At 37.7% G+C, this 15,538-nt stretch carries 14 protein-coding genes and 1 pseudogene; 6 read left to right on the top strand and 9 right to left on the bottom strand.

Annotated features, from left to right (window positions below):
- Window positions 1-93 precede the first annotated feature (93 nt).
- Window positions 94-298 (top strand): annotated as a pseudogene (gene groEL / locus ACFIKI_RS07420) (chaperonin GroEL); the annotation flags it as partial.
- 716 nt (window positions 299-1,014) lie between these two features.
- On the opposite strand, the gene ACFIKI_RS07425 reads toward groEL, so the two are convergent.
- The 8 genes from ACFIKI_RS07425 to ACFIKI_RS07460 all read right to left on the bottom strand — a co-directional run bounded on the left by ACFIKI_RS07425 (window position 1,015) and on the right by ACFIKI_RS07460 (window position 8,753).
- Window positions 1,015-1,212, bottom strand: coding sequence for a hypothetical protein (locus ACFIKI_RS07425; protein ID WP_375666593.1), 198 nt, complete (start codon window positions 1,210-1,212; stop codon window positions 1,015-1,017).
- 530 nt (window positions 1,213-1,742) lie between these two features.
- Complete coding sequence (locus tag ACFIKI_RS07430; protein ID WP_375622881.1) at window positions 1,743-1,955, bottom strand: hypothetical protein; 213 nt, start codon at window positions 1,953-1,955, stop codon at window positions 1,743-1,745.
- A gap of 128 nt (window positions 1,956-2,083) precedes the next feature.
- Entirely contained in the window at window positions 2,084-2,320 is a 237-nt protein-coding gene (locus tag ACFIKI_RS07435) for a hypothetical protein (RefSeq protein WP_375666594.1), read from the bottom strand.
- Window positions 2,317-2,979, bottom strand: a complete 663-nt coding sequence (locus ACFIKI_RS07440) for a lysozyme (protein ID WP_375666595.1) — start codon at window positions 2,977-2,979, stop codon at window positions 2,317-2,319. Before ACFIKI_RS07440 ends, ACFIKI_RS07435 begins: the two co-directional genes overlap by 4 nt.
- 794 nt (window positions 2,980-3,773) lie before the next feature.
- Window positions 3,774-4,700 (bottom strand): YopJ/AvrA family T3SS effector serine/threonine acetyltransferase, encoded by a 927-nt coding sequence (locus tag ACFIKI_RS07445; protein WP_375666596.1) that lies wholly within the window; start codon window positions 4,698-4,700, stop codon window positions 3,774-3,776.
- 378 nt (window positions 4,701-5,078) lie between these two features.
- The gene (locus tag ACFIKI_RS07450; RefSeq protein WP_375666597.1) at window positions 5,079-6,041 is read right to left on the bottom strand and encodes a YopJ/AvrA family T3SS effector serine/threonine acetyltransferase; all 963 of its coding nucleotides are present in this window, start codon (window positions 6,039-6,041) and stop codon (window positions 5,079-5,081) included.
- Window positions 6,042-6,396: 355 nt separating this feature from the next.
- Window positions 6,397-7,335, bottom strand: a complete 939-nt coding sequence (locus tag ACFIKI_RS07455; protein WP_375622869.1) for a YopJ/AvrA family T3SS effector serine/threonine acetyltransferase — start codon at window positions 7,333-7,335, stop codon at window positions 6,397-6,399.
- 848 nt (window positions 7,336-8,183) lie between these two features.
- Window positions 8,184-8,753 (bottom strand): hypothetical protein, encoded by a 570-nt coding sequence (locus tag ACFIKI_RS07460; RefSeq protein WP_375622867.1) that lies wholly within the window; start codon window positions 8,751-8,753, stop codon window positions 8,184-8,186.
- A gap of 1,779 nt (window positions 8,754-10,532) precedes the next feature.
- Between ACFIKI_RS07460 and ACFIKI_RS07465 the strand changes: the two genes are divergently transcribed.
- From ACFIKI_RS07465 to ACFIKI_RS07485, 5 genes are all read left to right on the top strand, one after another.
- Window positions 10,533-11,054 carry a hypothetical protein gene (locus tag ACFIKI_RS07465; protein WP_375622865.1) on the top strand — a complete coding sequence of 174 codons (522 nt, stop codon included), beginning with the start codon at window positions 10,533-10,535 and terminating at the stop codon, window positions 11,052-11,054.
- Entirely contained in the window at window positions 10,994-11,617 is a 624-nt protein-coding gene (locus ACFIKI_RS07470) for a hypothetical protein (protein ID WP_375622863.1), read from the top strand. Before ACFIKI_RS07465 ends, ACFIKI_RS07470 begins: the two co-directional genes overlap by 61 nt.
- A 48-nt stretch (window positions 11,618-11,665) precedes the next feature.
- On the top strand, window positions 11,666-12,223 hold the full coding sequence (locus tag ACFIKI_RS07475; protein WP_375622861.1) for a hypothetical protein: 558 nt from the start codon (window positions 11,666-11,668) through the stop codon (window positions 12,221-12,223).
- Between the two features lie 210 nt (window positions 12,224-12,433).
- On the top strand, window positions 12,434-12,766 hold the full coding sequence (locus tag ACFIKI_RS07480; protein WP_375666598.1) for a hypothetical protein: 333 nt from the start codon (window positions 12,434-12,436) through the stop codon (window positions 12,764-12,766).
- 729 nt (window positions 12,767-13,495) lie between these two features.
- The gene (locus tag ACFIKI_RS07485; protein ID WP_375666599.1) at window positions 13,496-14,119 is read left to right on the top strand and encodes a DUF6990 domain-containing protein; all 624 of its coding nucleotides are present in this window, start codon (window positions 13,496-13,498) and stop codon (window positions 14,117-14,119) included.
- 556 nt (window positions 14,120-14,675) lie between these two features.
- Here the strand turns inward: ACFIKI_RS07485 and ACFIKI_RS07490 are convergent.
- On the bottom strand, window positions 14,676-14,987 hold the full coding sequence (locus ACFIKI_RS07490) for a hypothetical protein (protein WP_375666601.1): 312 nt from the start codon (window positions 14,985-14,987) through the stop codon (window positions 14,676-14,678).
- Window positions 14,988-15,538: the final 551 nt, after the last annotated feature.

A 15,538-nucleotide genomic window follows, 5' to 3' on the forward strand; every position in this document is an offset into this window, starting at 1 on the left:
CGGAATGGGCGGAATGGATTTCTAAGCTCTTTTCCATAGACGTAATAAAGAAACGGGCCTTCTGTGCCCGTTTTTTTATGCTTTTCATGTTTTTCAACCGGTGAATTTGGTGATTTGATTGCTTTCAAGAATTGTTGATCCCGTGAAAGTTGTGCGTTCTGCTCTTCAGAATGCGGCTTCAATTGCGAGCCTTCTGATCACAACAGAAGCAATGGTTGCTGAAGTTCCCAAAAAAGACACTCCAATGCCTCCAATGCCTGGTGGTGGAATGGGCGGAATGGGCGGAATGGATTTCTAAGCTCTTTTCCATAGACGTAATAAAGAAACGGGCCTTCTGTGCCCGTTTTTTTGTATGTTTCTTTTGTGCATACGAATTTTCCTTTTTATGACTGTTTCTTTATCTTAGAGGATTATTCTCTTTTCCACGGAGGGATATGTCGTCATTGTGAAGAGAGTGAATAGATCTCACTCTTGGTTTTTGGCTTTTTCTCTTGTTTTTATGAAATGTTTCTATTGTGCGGGGATCGTGGTTTCTTTTGAAAATATTTTGCTGATAAAAATACAATTCTTTGATTTATAATAATTTCTTTCTCATATAGTTCTTTTTTTTATTTTAAGCTTATTCATTTATCATTAAAAAATCCTGTGTTTGTGCTTCATAAGGTGAGAGGTCACTACGGTTTTTATGAACCAACGCAATCATTAAAAATCAGTAGTTAAGAAGAGTTAGTAGTTAAGAGTTAGTACCTATTGAGCGTTGGAAAGACAGAATTGAAAAGAGCATGATGGGGCTGGTTTGTTTTTTTATGAATAAGATGCTGGTATTTCAAGCTTTTGCATAGGGGGATAAGCATCTCTCTGTTTCGTTGATCTCTGAAATGGGGAGACTGCTCCATTTGAGAAGCTTAAAGATAAAAGCTAATTTTTTGCCTTTCTCTCATCTTTTTTTTCGGTAAGCGCATCACCTAAACTGGAGCCAAACCCATGTTGTTATACTCAAGTTCTGTTTGTTGCCTATATTGTGACAGGAAATTCTTGAGTGGGGAGCAATTTTTGAGCTAAGGGGATCATGACAGGTAGCCGAAAAAAATCATTACGAGACAGTAGGCGCGCTTGTTTTAGAATTTTTAATGCTTCTGATGATAAAGGCACGCGAAATTCTGTTGTAGCTTCATGCCTTCTTTTCATATTTTCGAGCCAAGGATTTTTCATATATTCTCTTCAATTTGATCTTTATGCATAGGACATAAGGGCATTGGGCGGCAGGGCATTGGGAGGGTGGAAATTGAGAGGGTGGAAATTGAGAGGCAGGGAGGAGCCGGCTTGCTTTTTTATTAAACGTAAAGATGAGAGGCTTTATGTAAGGCTACCATTACATTGCTTGTTTATACGCCTCTTTAAAAGAAATATCTTTTAATACAAATTCTTGGTAATGGGATTTATGAAGAGTATAAAATCATTTGGATATCAAGAGTTTATTTTAAAAATGCACATTGGCATCATCCTTTTCTTATGTTACCAAAGTTGTTGACTTACGTGTTTGTTAAAAATCTCTCTTCATATCCCTAAATTTATTTCATGAAAGCCTTTGTGAAGAGCGCGACGTTTGTGAAGCTTGTAAAAACCTTTCGTGAGACGTGAAAAATCATCAATAAAACTCCATGTGTTCAAAAAATAACGAATGGCTTTTTATATTTTAAAATAATTGAACACGTCTCACGGTTCATTTTTTATTTTTTATTTTAGAGCTGAATATTCGATTTTTGTGTAAAAAAATTTCCCAGCGCATCTATAATCCGTGAAAAATCAAGCGCTAATAACACAATGATGAATATAATCCACTTCGTATAACGCGACATCACTTTTATACTTTTATAAGTCATGATGATTTCTTGTAGGATTTCTTTTTCCTTTTCTGTAAGCTCTTTATCGTCTTGTGTTTTTTTTCTAGCCATGTTTCCACCCACACATGTGTTCCCCTTGTTTGTTATGCTTTAAAATATCTCTTGCGAGATTTGAACTGATGATATTGAGATCTTTGTTGTCTAAATAAATGGGCATCCAACCAACGCAAGAAAAAGGCTCATTGATTGTTTTTATCGCGCAACCAGTGAGTAAGAGCAGCCCGTACATCAGTATCACTTTTTTGATTAATTTCATTTTCCACCTCTAGCCGTGTTGTTGATGACTTTAGTGTTGTTTCTATTTGCTTTTGTTGCTCAATCTTCTTTCCAAGAGTGAAAGCTTTTGCTAAAGCAATAAAAAAAGCGGTCAGAGCCGCTCCTGTTATCATCAGATTTTTTTTCAACCACCCCATCATAAACGCTGCTCCCGAAACCGTTTTGCCACAAAGAAAATGCCAACGAAGGCGGCTAAAACCATAATGGTTGCTAATGCCCATTGGATAGGACCATTGCCTGCCAATAAACCGCCAAGACCAGAAAAAGAACCAATAATCGGCGTAAGCGCTTCTGCCTTGAAAACACCCGTTGGTGCTTGCGTTTCTACGGTTTGATAGTTGGAAGAAACATAAGCCCCTTTCGCCCATAAGCCTGCTTCTGCTGCACGACGGTGCACTAAACCGTGAAGACGTTTTCCTCCTGCTTTGGTCCACTTTTGTAACTCAGCAGGGACGGCTTCATATTCGCCGTTATTGAGCTTTTTTAGAAGGATCGAATTACAAAAAGCTGCCGTTCCTACATTATAGCAAAACGATACGAGTGCGGCGAATTGTTCATTCGTTAAAGAAACCGTCACATGTTTTTCAACGGTGTTTTCAAATTGCCTTAAATCTTGACAAAGAACTTCTTCTGCTTGTTCTTCAGTAATGATCATGCCCTTGTGAACGAACGGTTTGCCAGCCGTGCTGGTATGACCATAGCCGATTGTCCACACCCCAATGGCATCTTTATAGGCTTGTAAACGCAATCCTTCCCATTGTTTAATGAGTGCAAGTCCTGCTTTAGATATTTTTCTCATTTGCTTCTCCATAAAATAAAGCCTCACGGTAACGTGAGGCTGGTTGACAGATTAAAAATGAATTTTTTCACGCTTCAAAAACAGAAGAGATGTGAAACTGTGATGAAATCAAAAGGTTGGTTGTGACATCTCAAGAGGAGTAATGGTTGGGCAAGAGGGGTAATGGTTGGGCAAGAGGGGTAAATGGTTGGGCAAGAGGGATAATGGTTGGGCAAGAGGAGTAATGGTTGGGCAAGAGGAGTAATGGTTGGGCAAGAGGAGTAAATAGTTGGGCAAGAGGGATAATGGTTAGGTTGGTGAGATAATAGGTTGGGTTGGTGTTTTCCGTTAAGAGAGGTTGTTGATTTTAAGACCTTGTATTGGTTTTTTGATGGAGTCTTTATTGGTGTGCGGGCAGTTGTTGGGTTGATGCACGATAAGCGTGATCTATAGTGGTTGTGTTCGTCGTATGGCATTGATGTGGGGGGCTTGAGATATAAGCGCACACTCTCAGAAAAACAAGACATATGCTTTTACTGAAGACGGAAGCATTCAATATTTTATGTATCAAGCGTTTTGCCTATTCAAATAGTCTCATTGTTACAAAAAGCTTTGGGCGAACAAGAGCTTTGGAATTTTGATACAATTTTAAGAGGGGATGGTTTTTATCGGACAATGGTGCTTTTTCCTTTAAGAGAAAAGTTGTTTGCTATTTTTGTTTTACGAACACAAAAGCCGATTTGCCTAGAGAAATCTTCGCTGTAAAGCAATCTCTCTTCGTTCTTTGATGAATAGCAATATGGAAAAAACCTCAATTACATCGTTAAAGATTTGTATTCAGTAATCCTTTTTTGGTGAGAGGAAATAGAAACAGTTTTTCCCTCTGTTGTTTTTAAGTTTTTTTCAAATCTCTCTCTCAGGGTTTCGCCTTTTTTGTTGACTGTTTCATGTTCAGCTTCCGGATGGACTTTTAAATATTGTTCTAGACGTCTTCTTCCTTGCGCATGTTTGTATAAACTGATGGGAAGATAGGAATCTAACTTTTCAGCAGATAAAGAGGAATGGGGTTCACATAATACACCCTTAACATTATCCTTATGCAATCTTGCTAATTTATCAGATTCAAGATGAAGCTTTTTGGCAAGGCTTAAGCTGAACATTCCACATTCAGAAGAGCTTCGCTGAATATCCATTTCTGCTGTGGTAAAAGAATAAGGAGGCAGTTGAAGACATTGAAGGGTTTGATTTATTTTTATCCCTAGTTTGCACGCCGCGATATTCTGAAAAGTTGTAGGTTCAAGCATAATCAAAGAGATTTTGTCATCAACTTTTTGATAATCAAGGACGGCAAAGTGGATTTTGCTTCCCGAATTGACTATAAATCGGGCAGATTTTGCGTCGCTCTCAACGACTTCTTTTAGGGCGTGCGAAAACTCTTCTGCTGTAAGAGCCAATTTGAGATTCATGTCTGGATATTTGCTGTTTGCTTTTTCTACGAGAGCCGGCATCAATCTAATATCCGTATCTTCATAATAAGCGTTAATCCAACGGCCGGTGACGAGATCATCTTCTAAGCCTGTAATAATATCTTTTAATTCGGCAGAACTCGGTGCAACATGTTCTTCTTCTGTTTGGACTGAGCTTTGCATTAAACGGGCAATAAGGTCTTCTAAAGATTCATTTGCACTTGCCCCTTCTGGTGTTGGTGAGGAATAAGGTTGGGAAGAATCTTGTGGCTTCATAAGCTTAGCCTCCATATTGATAATTGGTAGAAAATATTATTTTCTTCAATTCTGGCTAAACAATGTTTTGAAAGAGAACCTTTGCATTTTGGAAGGTGAGGTTAAAAAGGGGTGTTTTTAAAAAGCTTATGGTTTTCTTGAATTTAAAAAAATGAAGCATCTCGTGCATTTTCAAATTTATGAGCACTGTTTTAAAATGGGCTATTTTTGATAGAGCTGTCCTGTTTCATCTTTTGTCTTTGAAGAAGTCATGTTGCTTACTGTTTGCATCTTTACCTCTTTCAAAGGGAAAAAAAGATTTACTAACAGCAATTTATGCTTAACCGTCAAGCCGCAGAGCTTCATTCTTTGTGGATGTGGAATAGGGCTAAATGCTTATTACATCATTAGAGATTTGTATTCTGTGGCTCTTTTTCTGTGTTGTGAAACAGAAACAGTTTTTGTCTCTGTTGCTACCAAGCTTCTCTCAAACCTCTCAGTTAGGGTTTCGCCTTTTTTGTTTACTTTCTCCTGTGCTGCTTCTGGATTGGCTTTTAGATATTCCCCAAGACGTCTTCTTCCTTGCACGTGTTTGTAAAAAGTGGTCGGAAGATATGGATCCAATTTTTCTGCAGGTAAAGGCGTGTCTGGTTTACATAATACACCCTTAACATTATCCTGATGCAGTCTTTCTAATTTAGCAGATTCGGTATGAAGCTTTTTAGCAAGGGCTAAGCTGAACATTCCACATTCAGAAGAGCTTCGCTGAATATCCATTTCTACTATGGCAAAGGAACAATTGGGCAACTCATGCGCTTTAAGAGCCAATTGTGTTCTTAATGCCAGCACTGCTGGTTTCATATTGTTGAGTGTTGTAGGTTCAAAAAATATCACGGAGGTTTTGTCATCGATGGTTTGATGATCAATCACTGAAAAATGGATTCCTCTATCCTTTGTGTAAATGATAAATCTGGAAGATTGAACGCCGTTTTCGATGGCTTCTTTGAGTGCAAGGGCAAAGTCGTGAGATGACGCTGCCAATTGAAGACGCATGTCGGGATATTTACGATTTGCCTGATCTACCAAGGCTGGCATTAGTTTAAGATCTGTACTTGCATAATCAGCTGTGACCCAACGACCCGTTGAGATATCATCCTCTAAACGGGCAATGATACTTTTTAATTCTTCACGATTGAATGGGATATTTTTGCCTTTTTCGCTACTGGGGTGTTCTAAATGTGCAGTAAGAGTGTCTAATGATGCATTTGCATGCGCTCCTTCTGGTGCATACACTTCTTCTGGTGCGCTTGCACCTTCTGGGGTTTGCGAGGAATGAGGGAGGGAAGAATCTTGTGGCTTCATAAGCTTAGCCTCTATATTGATAATTGGTAGAAAATATTATATTGATAATTGGTAGAAAATATTATCTTCTTCAATTCTGGCTAAACAATGTTTGCAGGAAAGATTTTTAGCTTAAAAAAATAAAGAGATGAAATCATCTTTATTTAAAAAAAAAATTGTTACGAAAGACAAAATCCCACGCTTTTCAGAGTCAAGGAAAGGTATCTTTTTATCTTTTTAAGAGGTCATGTTGCTTATTGTTTGCATCTTTACCTCTTCCAAAGGGAAAAGAAGATTTGCTAACAGTAATTTATGCTTAACCGTCAAGCCGCAGAACTTCATTACTTTGTGAAGGTGGAATAGAGCTAAATGCTTATTACATCATCAGAGATTTGTATTCTGTTGCTCTTTTTCTGTGTTGTGAAACAGAAACAGTTTTTGTCTCTGTTGCCACCAAGCTTCTCTCAAACCTCTCAGTTAGGGTTTCGCCTTTTTTGTTTACTTTTTCATGTGCTGCTTCTGGATTGGCTGTTAAATATTCCCTAAGACGTCTTCTGCCTTGCACGTGTTTGTATAAACGAGCTGGAAGATATGGATCTAATTTTTCAGCAGGTAAAGGCGTGTCTGGTTCACATAACACACCCTTAATATTATCTTTGTGCAGTCTTTCCAATTTTTGAGATTCGAGATAAAGCTTTTTGGCAAGGCTTAAGCTGAACATCCCGCATTCAGAGGAACTGCGTTGAATATTCATTTCTGCCATGGCAAAATGAATGTTAGGCAATTGGTGATGTTCAATGGATTGTCGCGTTCTTAATGCAAGTAAGGCGGGGAGCGTGTCACGCAGTGAGGTAGGTTCTAAAAATATCAGAGATGTCTTGTCCCCTATGGTTTGATGATCAATGACCGCAAAATGAATTCCTCTATCTTTTGCGTTAACGATCAGTCTAGAAGATTTAATGCCATTTTCGAGTGTTTCTTTGAGTGCAAGGGCAAAGTCGTCAGGTGTCATTGCAAGTTTAAGATTCATCTCTGGATATTTACGATTGGCTTGATCTACCAAAGCTGGCATCATGTAAAGATCTAAAATATCATAATAATTTTTGATCCAACTGCCATCGGCATTATGCTGTTCTAAACCGGCAACAATATCTTTTAACTCTGCACGGTTGAAAGGGGTGTTTTGTATTTTTTCGATGTTAAGCCGTTCTAAATGTGCTGTAAGAGTGTCTAATGATGCACTTGCACCTTCTGGTGCGCTTGCGCCTTCTGGGGTTTGCGAGGAATGAGGTGAGGGAGAATCTTGTGGCTTCATAAGCTTAGCCTCTATGTTGATGATCAATAGGTGATATTATCGTCTTCAATTCTGGCTAAACAATGTTTTGAAAAGAAGCCTTTACATCTTAAAAAATGAGGCGATGAGAGCATAATGATGCCGTTTTCATATTTTTATGCGTGTATTGCTCATCATTGCTGTGATGTATAATATCGGTATTTTATGGGGGTATTATTAGGGCGTTCTCTTGGGAGCCCCTAGTGAATACGGCTTGTTTTGAAGATCTCAAAATTATAGAGCTGTTGGTGATGCAAATTGGGTGATGCAAAAGAAAATAGTCAAAAAAAGACGAAAGATACCTTCAAACTGTAAAGTTTTAAACATTGTCGCGAAACACACTGTTTTATAACAGTCTATAATAATTTATAATAAGTCTATAATAATGCAAAAACTTTATGATGAAATCTGGACGCAGAAAACCCCTTACCGCATCCACCATTAAATACGATTTTTCATATTTTGTCAACAGTAAAACGATTATTTTTCCTCCTTTATCGCGGGAAAAAATCTACAGAAAAAAGCTCATTCATTGGCTATACAGCAAAATATTTTCCTTTGAGGCATGGATTAAGTAAAGCATGGGTCGATATAAGGTTAAGTCTCTTTGATAGGTCGAAGTATTTTTTAAGCGTGGTGGATATTTTTGAGCTTGTTTGCTGAGCGCTTTAAGCTTGTCAATCCCATGGAGTTCTATGAAAGAGTAAGCTCAGTGGATTTCAAGTGCACCCTGCCAAAGGAAGACTTTACAAAGGCGCTGGTTATAAAGAGACATGTTATAAAGGAGAGGAGAATCTTTATCCTGTGTGGAGGAGGAAATGATGGGTGTTTTAGCGAAGACTCTTTTTGCTAGAATTGTCAAAATGTTTATAAAGGGCATCAAGAATAATACGCAACGAACCAACAAGCGTAGAGAGTGGTTGATCTTCTATAACAAGAGAGTGTAATGCCGCATGAAAGTTATGTTGACGATGCAGATATTGTGCTTCTTTAATCGCTTCTTGCATCGCTTCATAGTGTTCCGTTGCTCTTTGAACCCATTGCTTTTTTGCTTTCTCATCTGATACGCTGTGCGTAAAACCATCATAATAGCCATTTGGTAAACCTTTTGCACATAAATAGTCGTTTCTAATTTGCAAGTATTGTTGTGCTGTGTCATATTGCTCTTTACTGATGCCTGATGAATCCCCTTTATAGCCAAGCAAACAAAGACGCCCAATATAGGTCCCAACAAGCGGATTTTTCGCTTCTTCGAGGCTTAAACCAAAGTGTTTTGCACGCATTTCAATCGCCGGTTGAAACCCAGATTCGCTGGGGATTGTGGCACGTGAAATACAGCTATTGGGCTCTTTGCGCTTGCCTGTTATTTTCGCTCTACCGCGTTTTTTACGTATTTTCATGAACTTAACCATTTGAATGAAAAAGAAACTGGCTGTTGATGAGGGACAGTGATGTAAAAAGCACTTAGAATAAATACTAGCGGGAGAGCAAATACTGTGGAGAGCAATACTAGCGGGATATGAGCCGTTGCAGATCAAAAAACAAATGATACTAAAGGCGTTGTAAATGCAAAGAAAAGCAACGGTGTGGGGCGAAAAATCATCCTTAAGGGGGGCTTACCATTTTTTTCATTGATAGCGGATTATTCGCTTTCTAAATGTTTCTTAACTGTTCTTGAGAAATTGAAGAAAAATTTTTGTCAAATGTGAATGAAAAAATAAAAATGATATTCCATGGGCATGTCATCGTCTATTTCTAATAGGACGTTTTTTCTAATGGGATTATTTATCTCTTTTTTCACGAGCGCTTTACCAAACCTTTTTACAGGTAAAATTGAAAAGTTATTGTTTTCTTATGGGGGGATTATGGGGTGCTGTACTAAGATGCCTGATATATATTATGCTGTTAAGCATATTCTTTTACTTGATAGAACATGTTCTTTATACTTGATAGAAGATATGCACTATACTTGATAGAAGTTATACACTCTATAGAAGATATGTACTCTATAGAAGTTATGTACTCTTCTGTTGAGTGGCAAAAAGCATCCCCCGCATCCTATTATAATAGCATAAGATGCCCTATATTTTCAAATAAAATATCGTTTATCGGCTCAAAATAAATTGTGAATGGTCTCGCTATTTGGTTTGCTGTTTCCTTTATGAATATCCTTTATAGAATATAAAACTTTCCGTTTTTACTGTTTTAATGGATCGCCTCATGAGATGAGGGGATATCGTTTAAAGGACACAATGCGCTATCGAAAGAAGCTGTTTTTATAAGCGGAAAATGCCTTTATGGAAGATGCCTTTATAAATATGGGGGAAGTTTCTTTTTAATAAAGAATTTTTAAAATGAAGCCTTTTTGCTTAAGAAGCTTTCAAATGAGGATTAAAGTGGTTTGTCGTGCGCTTTTCATGCTGGATAATCGGGTGCTTGTTCGACTTTGTTTTGTTTTTTCTAGAGCCATGTCTTAGGGCTCTCTTTTGCCCATTTCGCAATGGTGCCTCGTGAAGGTATAACGATTGAGCCAGCGCAAATTTGAGCTCGCTAAAAAAAGTCCCCAATGAAATCCATATAAAGTTTGAGCAATATAAAATCTATTGAATAGTCCATCTTTACGCTCGTGAAGAAGAAAGTCCGTAGCATCACACATTTTGCCAGCTTTCATTGTTGCGATAGCTCTTGGCATTTGAAACGCTTCATGAGAGGCATTTGTCATCCTTTCTTAATGTTTTACTCTATATGGCTCTTTCTGCTTGTAACGCGCAAGAGATATGGTTTTGATCCAATATGGAACAGATTTAGAATAAGACAATCACAATCCTACGCTACTTAGGCTTCTCATTTAATATGCAAAATAATAAATTTATTATAAATCAATATGTTAGTTGTAAAACTTTACACATCAGATATTTTTTTAGATTGAATATTTTTGTTTGGTGAATTTTGTGAAACATTGTCTTTTGAGGTGTGGGTAATAGATAAGGGGATACAATGGCGTTTGTGCTTGTAAGCTTAAGAGATTGTATGTTGACACCTATAAAGAATTTAAAAAATAGACTTCAAAAGTCTTATCGCACGGGTTTCATGGTCAAAAGAGTGCGAGATAAACCCGTTTTTCTGGTTGCATGTTCTCAAAGAGTGAGTGGGCATTTTAAAAGTGAGAAAATATCCATATGATCGAAGATAAATCACAACAGCAATCTGCCCATGAGGGAAATACGGCTTTTGCATCACAGCTGGTGTTGAATCATTCTGCGGCTTTCAAAAAATGGACGGCTCTCTCAAGAAAAGATTACGTCATCATTTTGTGTTTGGCTATCCTCTTGTTGGTGCTTTTTTCCGTGACTATCCATATGAGCCCTTTGGAGTTTTTTCACGTTATATCCGAGGAACAGGTTCAAATACTGGAGAAAATGGAACAAGGAGATTTTCGAAAAATGATGAAGGAGATCTTGAAACAGCCTTTTGAAAATAATCCTGCAATCGTGTTTTTGTATGGCGTGGGATGGAATGGTGTTTGGGCTTTTTTATGTCTCTTACCACAAATGATTTGGGGCTGTCTTGTGGTGTTCTTTCCACTCTTTTTTGTCTTTAACGCCATCTCTAAACGAGATGTGAAGGAAATGATAAAACTGTGGGATACATTGCCGGAGCAGCAACAGCTAGACAACCAAGCTATCAACAGAACACGATAGGGAAACGAGAGGATAATGCTTTTGTAAGGAGTTTTGGAATGTTGACTACAGCAGGGTTGGGTGTTGTCATGTTGGTGGGGGAGATCATGATAGTGTTTTCTACCATCATGACTATCGTGGCACTTTATTATTCTTTTATAAAACGGGTCATATTGTTGTTTTGGATGCGGCGGAAATTAAAAAAGGGGGCAGAACAGAATTTAGGGCATGATCAGGTAGAGGGTAGAGGACAGAGGACAGTTCTTGCAACACAGTTGCGTGCTTTTTCTTTTCAAGAATCTTTGGAACTTTCAAGAAAAGATTATTGTATCATCTTTTTTCTAGCCTTTATTTTGATGATGCTTTTCGTAGGTTTGATAGCTTTTTTTGCTTTTTTTCCAAGATCTACAATTTTTTTACACGGTTATGCGTTGCAATTGTTTAAGGTTAGCGTTTTTGTCGTACTGCTGCTGTTGTGGTGCTGTGTGTGTATGATTATCGCTTTACCTGTCATTTTAATCTTCCATAGTTTCCTTCATTATAGCGTGAAAAAAACAGTAAAGAGATTAGAAATATTTGCTTAAACAGAGAATAAAAATGATGATTTCATATCAATGCGATAGGGGGGGAAAGTGATTATTATTATACAATATTTGGCTTTTTTAGGGTTCATTATCATTGCCATTTTAATGGTTATGGTGATGGTCAGGCTTCCTTACCGGTTGATCAAGCATATCAGGTTATCTTTTAAACTCGCTCAAGACTTGAAAAAGAAAACGGCACAACAAAAGCAAGCCATACAACAACTGCACAATGATCAGAGAGAAATGAAAAAACACAATGTTGTGCATAAGACACTTGATGCAAAAATACGCTTTCTTAACTTCAAAGAATCTCTCCCTCTTTCTTCAAAAGAATGTAAAATAATCTTTTTTATCTTTATCCTCTTTACTGTTTTGCAATCTGCTTGCTTTATCGCAAATTTTGTATGGTGGAAGAGCGATATGGTCGGCGTTATCATGCAGCTGTTGAACACTTCTCTATGGATTGGACTTTTTTTCTTTTTTCCGATCATTGGGGTGATGTGCATAAAATTAACGAGAAAATTGAACAAAATACTTCAACAATTGGAAGAAGCAATACAACAACGCGATCAGGCAATTCGTATGCAGAATGGGCATGGAGGATAAAATGACGAGTAGCATTATCACATTAATAGTCTTTTTTTTCCTGTTATTTATGATCGTAAATATTTTATTGTGGGTGCCAGTTTGGACAATTTGTTACTTGTTTATCAAGCGTGCGCGGCTTTATTGTCGCGTGAAAAAGGAACTGAAATGCGTGCTGAATGAACGCGATATCGCCTTAAAACAGATCTCCCAAAAATAAAAAACAGCAGAATGTTTGATAAAAAGCCGCTTTCTCTTGTTTGGCAAGACTATAAAAAAATATTCTATCTTTCTACAGTCATGGCGACTGCTCCAATAGTTATAACTGCTGTCGTTACGATAGGGAGAGGGCAGGACTTTGTTTCTTTTGTCGTATTCGAGCCATTGGCATGGATGTTTGCCGGTGCTTTTTTATTCTTACTGATTGTTTTTATTATGCGTTTTATCGTGACCCGTCAGTTGAACAAATTGATACGGCAATTAGAAGAAGAGTTGGAGCAGAACGGAGCTCCCGTCATATTATACGAAGTGAGCGAGGGGAAAATGAGCAAGGGAAAAAAGTGAAGAGAGGCTTTTGTGGATCCTTTCTTTTGACTTGTTCATTAAGGAGCATGGGTGTACTTCTCGTTTTATGCTTTTTTATATTTGTGTCGTGTTTTTAAAAGAATTGAGGCTCTTGTTTGAGTGGGATTCTTGCTTGAGTTGGTGCTCTTGCTTGAGTGGGGTTTTTGCTTGAGTGGGGTTTTTGCTTGAGTGGTGAGGGGAAAGTGAAGAGAGGCTGCTCTTGGGCTTTACTTGCTGTTCTCTTAAAGAGAGAAAATCTTGTAACTTATTTTCTTTTTATCAAGCATAAAAATGTGTTTTACCAAGCGATATGGAGAGCGAAAAATCTATACTTAAAGCAAAAGATATTCTGGTGTTTGGGGAAGAAAAGCCCATTTTCTTGCAGGTGGAGAGGCAAGACGCATAAAGAAGACGCACCAAAAGCTTAAGTTTTTGATCAAGACGTTTTGCTCCATGGAAAGCGTAACAGTGCTGTTAAAGAGCTTGGGGTGGAGGGGGAAAATTGAAAGAAAAGAGGGACATCTATTTATTTACGAGACCGTTATTTATTTACGAGACCGTGAAGGACAGTTTCTCTCTCTGGATGAAAAAGGTTTTGTGTAATTTGGTTATGAAATTGTGAGAGACGCTGGTATCCATGCGGCGGCTTGCCAAATAATTAATCCTTATCATTTTGGGGCTTTATCATTTTGGGGGGGCAGATTGACAACGAGGCTTTGAGGCAAAGGGGTGGATTTTAAGGCAAAGGGATTGAAAATTTTTGAGGAAGAGGTAAGCGTAGGGCGTTTACGTCGTGTGCTTGAGAAAGCTTTCGATGAGGCAATGACTGAGGTTGATCTTGGTAAGATGCTTCACTCTCAATATAGAATCCTGCCTTGGGAAAACAAAACTGTGGTCCCTCGGTTGGCTTCTTATTCCCTGCGTTATCTTGCGGCTCTGGCTTTGATGGGCGATGTTGAAACTTTACACTCTTATCACAAAAGCTTTATAGAAGGTGAGAAGCTGGGCTTTGAAACAAGCATCGAAGAAGAGCATCTGGAACGCGCAATGGTGATTGCTCAAGAAGTGAAAAGGGAAGGAAAGTTCAGTTACGATCTACTGGAACGGGTTGCGGAGAAGTGGTCTATAGCCATGGACTATCAGTTTTTCAGAGTGAGACCCCCTAATACGTGTAATCAAAAACGAGATTTTCATAAAAAAATAGTCGAGGAGAAAAAACAAGAATTAAGGGAACAAGGATATATTGTGAGTGATGAACCATGCGTCTTTGCAGCAGAAGGGGTAAAACATGCTCCTGATATTACTTATATTAAAGATGGTAAAATCGCATTTATGGATATAAAAATTGATTAGTGTTGTACTTTCCTGTTGAAGGAAAGTACTCTTATTTAAAAGATGTGAAAGCCCCATGATTGAGACGCTTTCATACCTTTCTTACCAGAGCAAAATAACGGGCTCGAAAAATCAAGAATAATAGCCAAGATTTTAAAAAGTAGACTGAAAAGGGCTTGATCCTCAAGAATAGAGGAGAAAAATCGATTATAAATTATTTTTATGTTCTTAAGCCACTTATGGAGGTTTGAAAATGAATCCTCTGGGGTGGGGGATAGGGTCATTTTTTCGAAAATAGGGAAAAATAGGGGGGGTTTTTGGCAGAACAGCGGCAATTGTGGACTATCATTGATGCAGTGTGGGGTGAAAGCTTAAAGGGGCGAATCTCCGTCGTTTAAGAAGTGAGGACAATAAAATAAAGTGTCATTCTTGAAGGTGATGATATTGGTCCAATAAAAAATACAATAAGACTTCAATGAAAACAAAATTCCTTCTTTAAAAGTAACTTTGTTTTAAGTTTTTAATATATACAATATGTATATAATTTTACTTTAAAAACTTTTTGTATTTTATATTCTCATAGAACAAGTTGGTATAAAATATATGATAATCCTATAAAACTAGCTATTGTTCTCAGTAAATCTTTTCTTTTTGCATATATATCTTTTATTGATAATTGTTTTGACGCTATTTTATTATGTATTCTTAGTACATTAAAGCTATCTAATGTGTTATTTAATGGTTTAAAAAACTGTAAATGCGTTTTCTCAACAGTATAAGGAACAACAATAGGAGATGGTTGTTGATTAACTATACGATCATATTTTTGAATCGAAAGAGTTAAACCACTTGTAATTGCCCCCGCTATGAAAAAATATCTGACATTCATAGTTTTTTCTCCTATATTTATTTCTATAAATAAATATCGATATGTATCATATATAAATTCATGCTAAATAAATATAGTAAAAATGCAACAATCACAAAAAAGAATAAACTTTGTCTATAAATTGACAAAATTTACCCTTAATTGCCTTAATCAATTCTTTCATATTCCATTTTATGGATGTTTAAAAAAGTTTGAAAGCTCTGTACAGAACTGGAATCCCATAAGAGGGGTGACAAAATCGCTGCTAACAAACTTCTTTTTTGTGCCATTGGCAAAAGGTTCATAAAAATGAGAGGTAATGAAAGTTGAATCAATCCCGTGAGGGGAAGGATGCACTCATTGAGGGCTTGGGTGCATCCTCACATGGATTGGATACTGCGCTTTTGAGGGTTGTGCGGTATCCGTTGAGGGGAAGGATGCACTCATTGAGGGCTTGGGTGCATCCTCACATGGATTGGATACTGCGCTTTTGAGGGTTGTGCGGTATCCGTTGAGGGGAAGGATGCACTCATTGAGGGCTTGGGTGCATCCTCACATGGATTGGATACTGC

Source organism: Bartonella sp. TT121SHDZB, from assembly GCF_042193415.1.
GTDB lineage: Bacteria > Pseudomonadota > Alphaproteobacteria > Rhizobiales > Rhizobiaceae > Bartonella.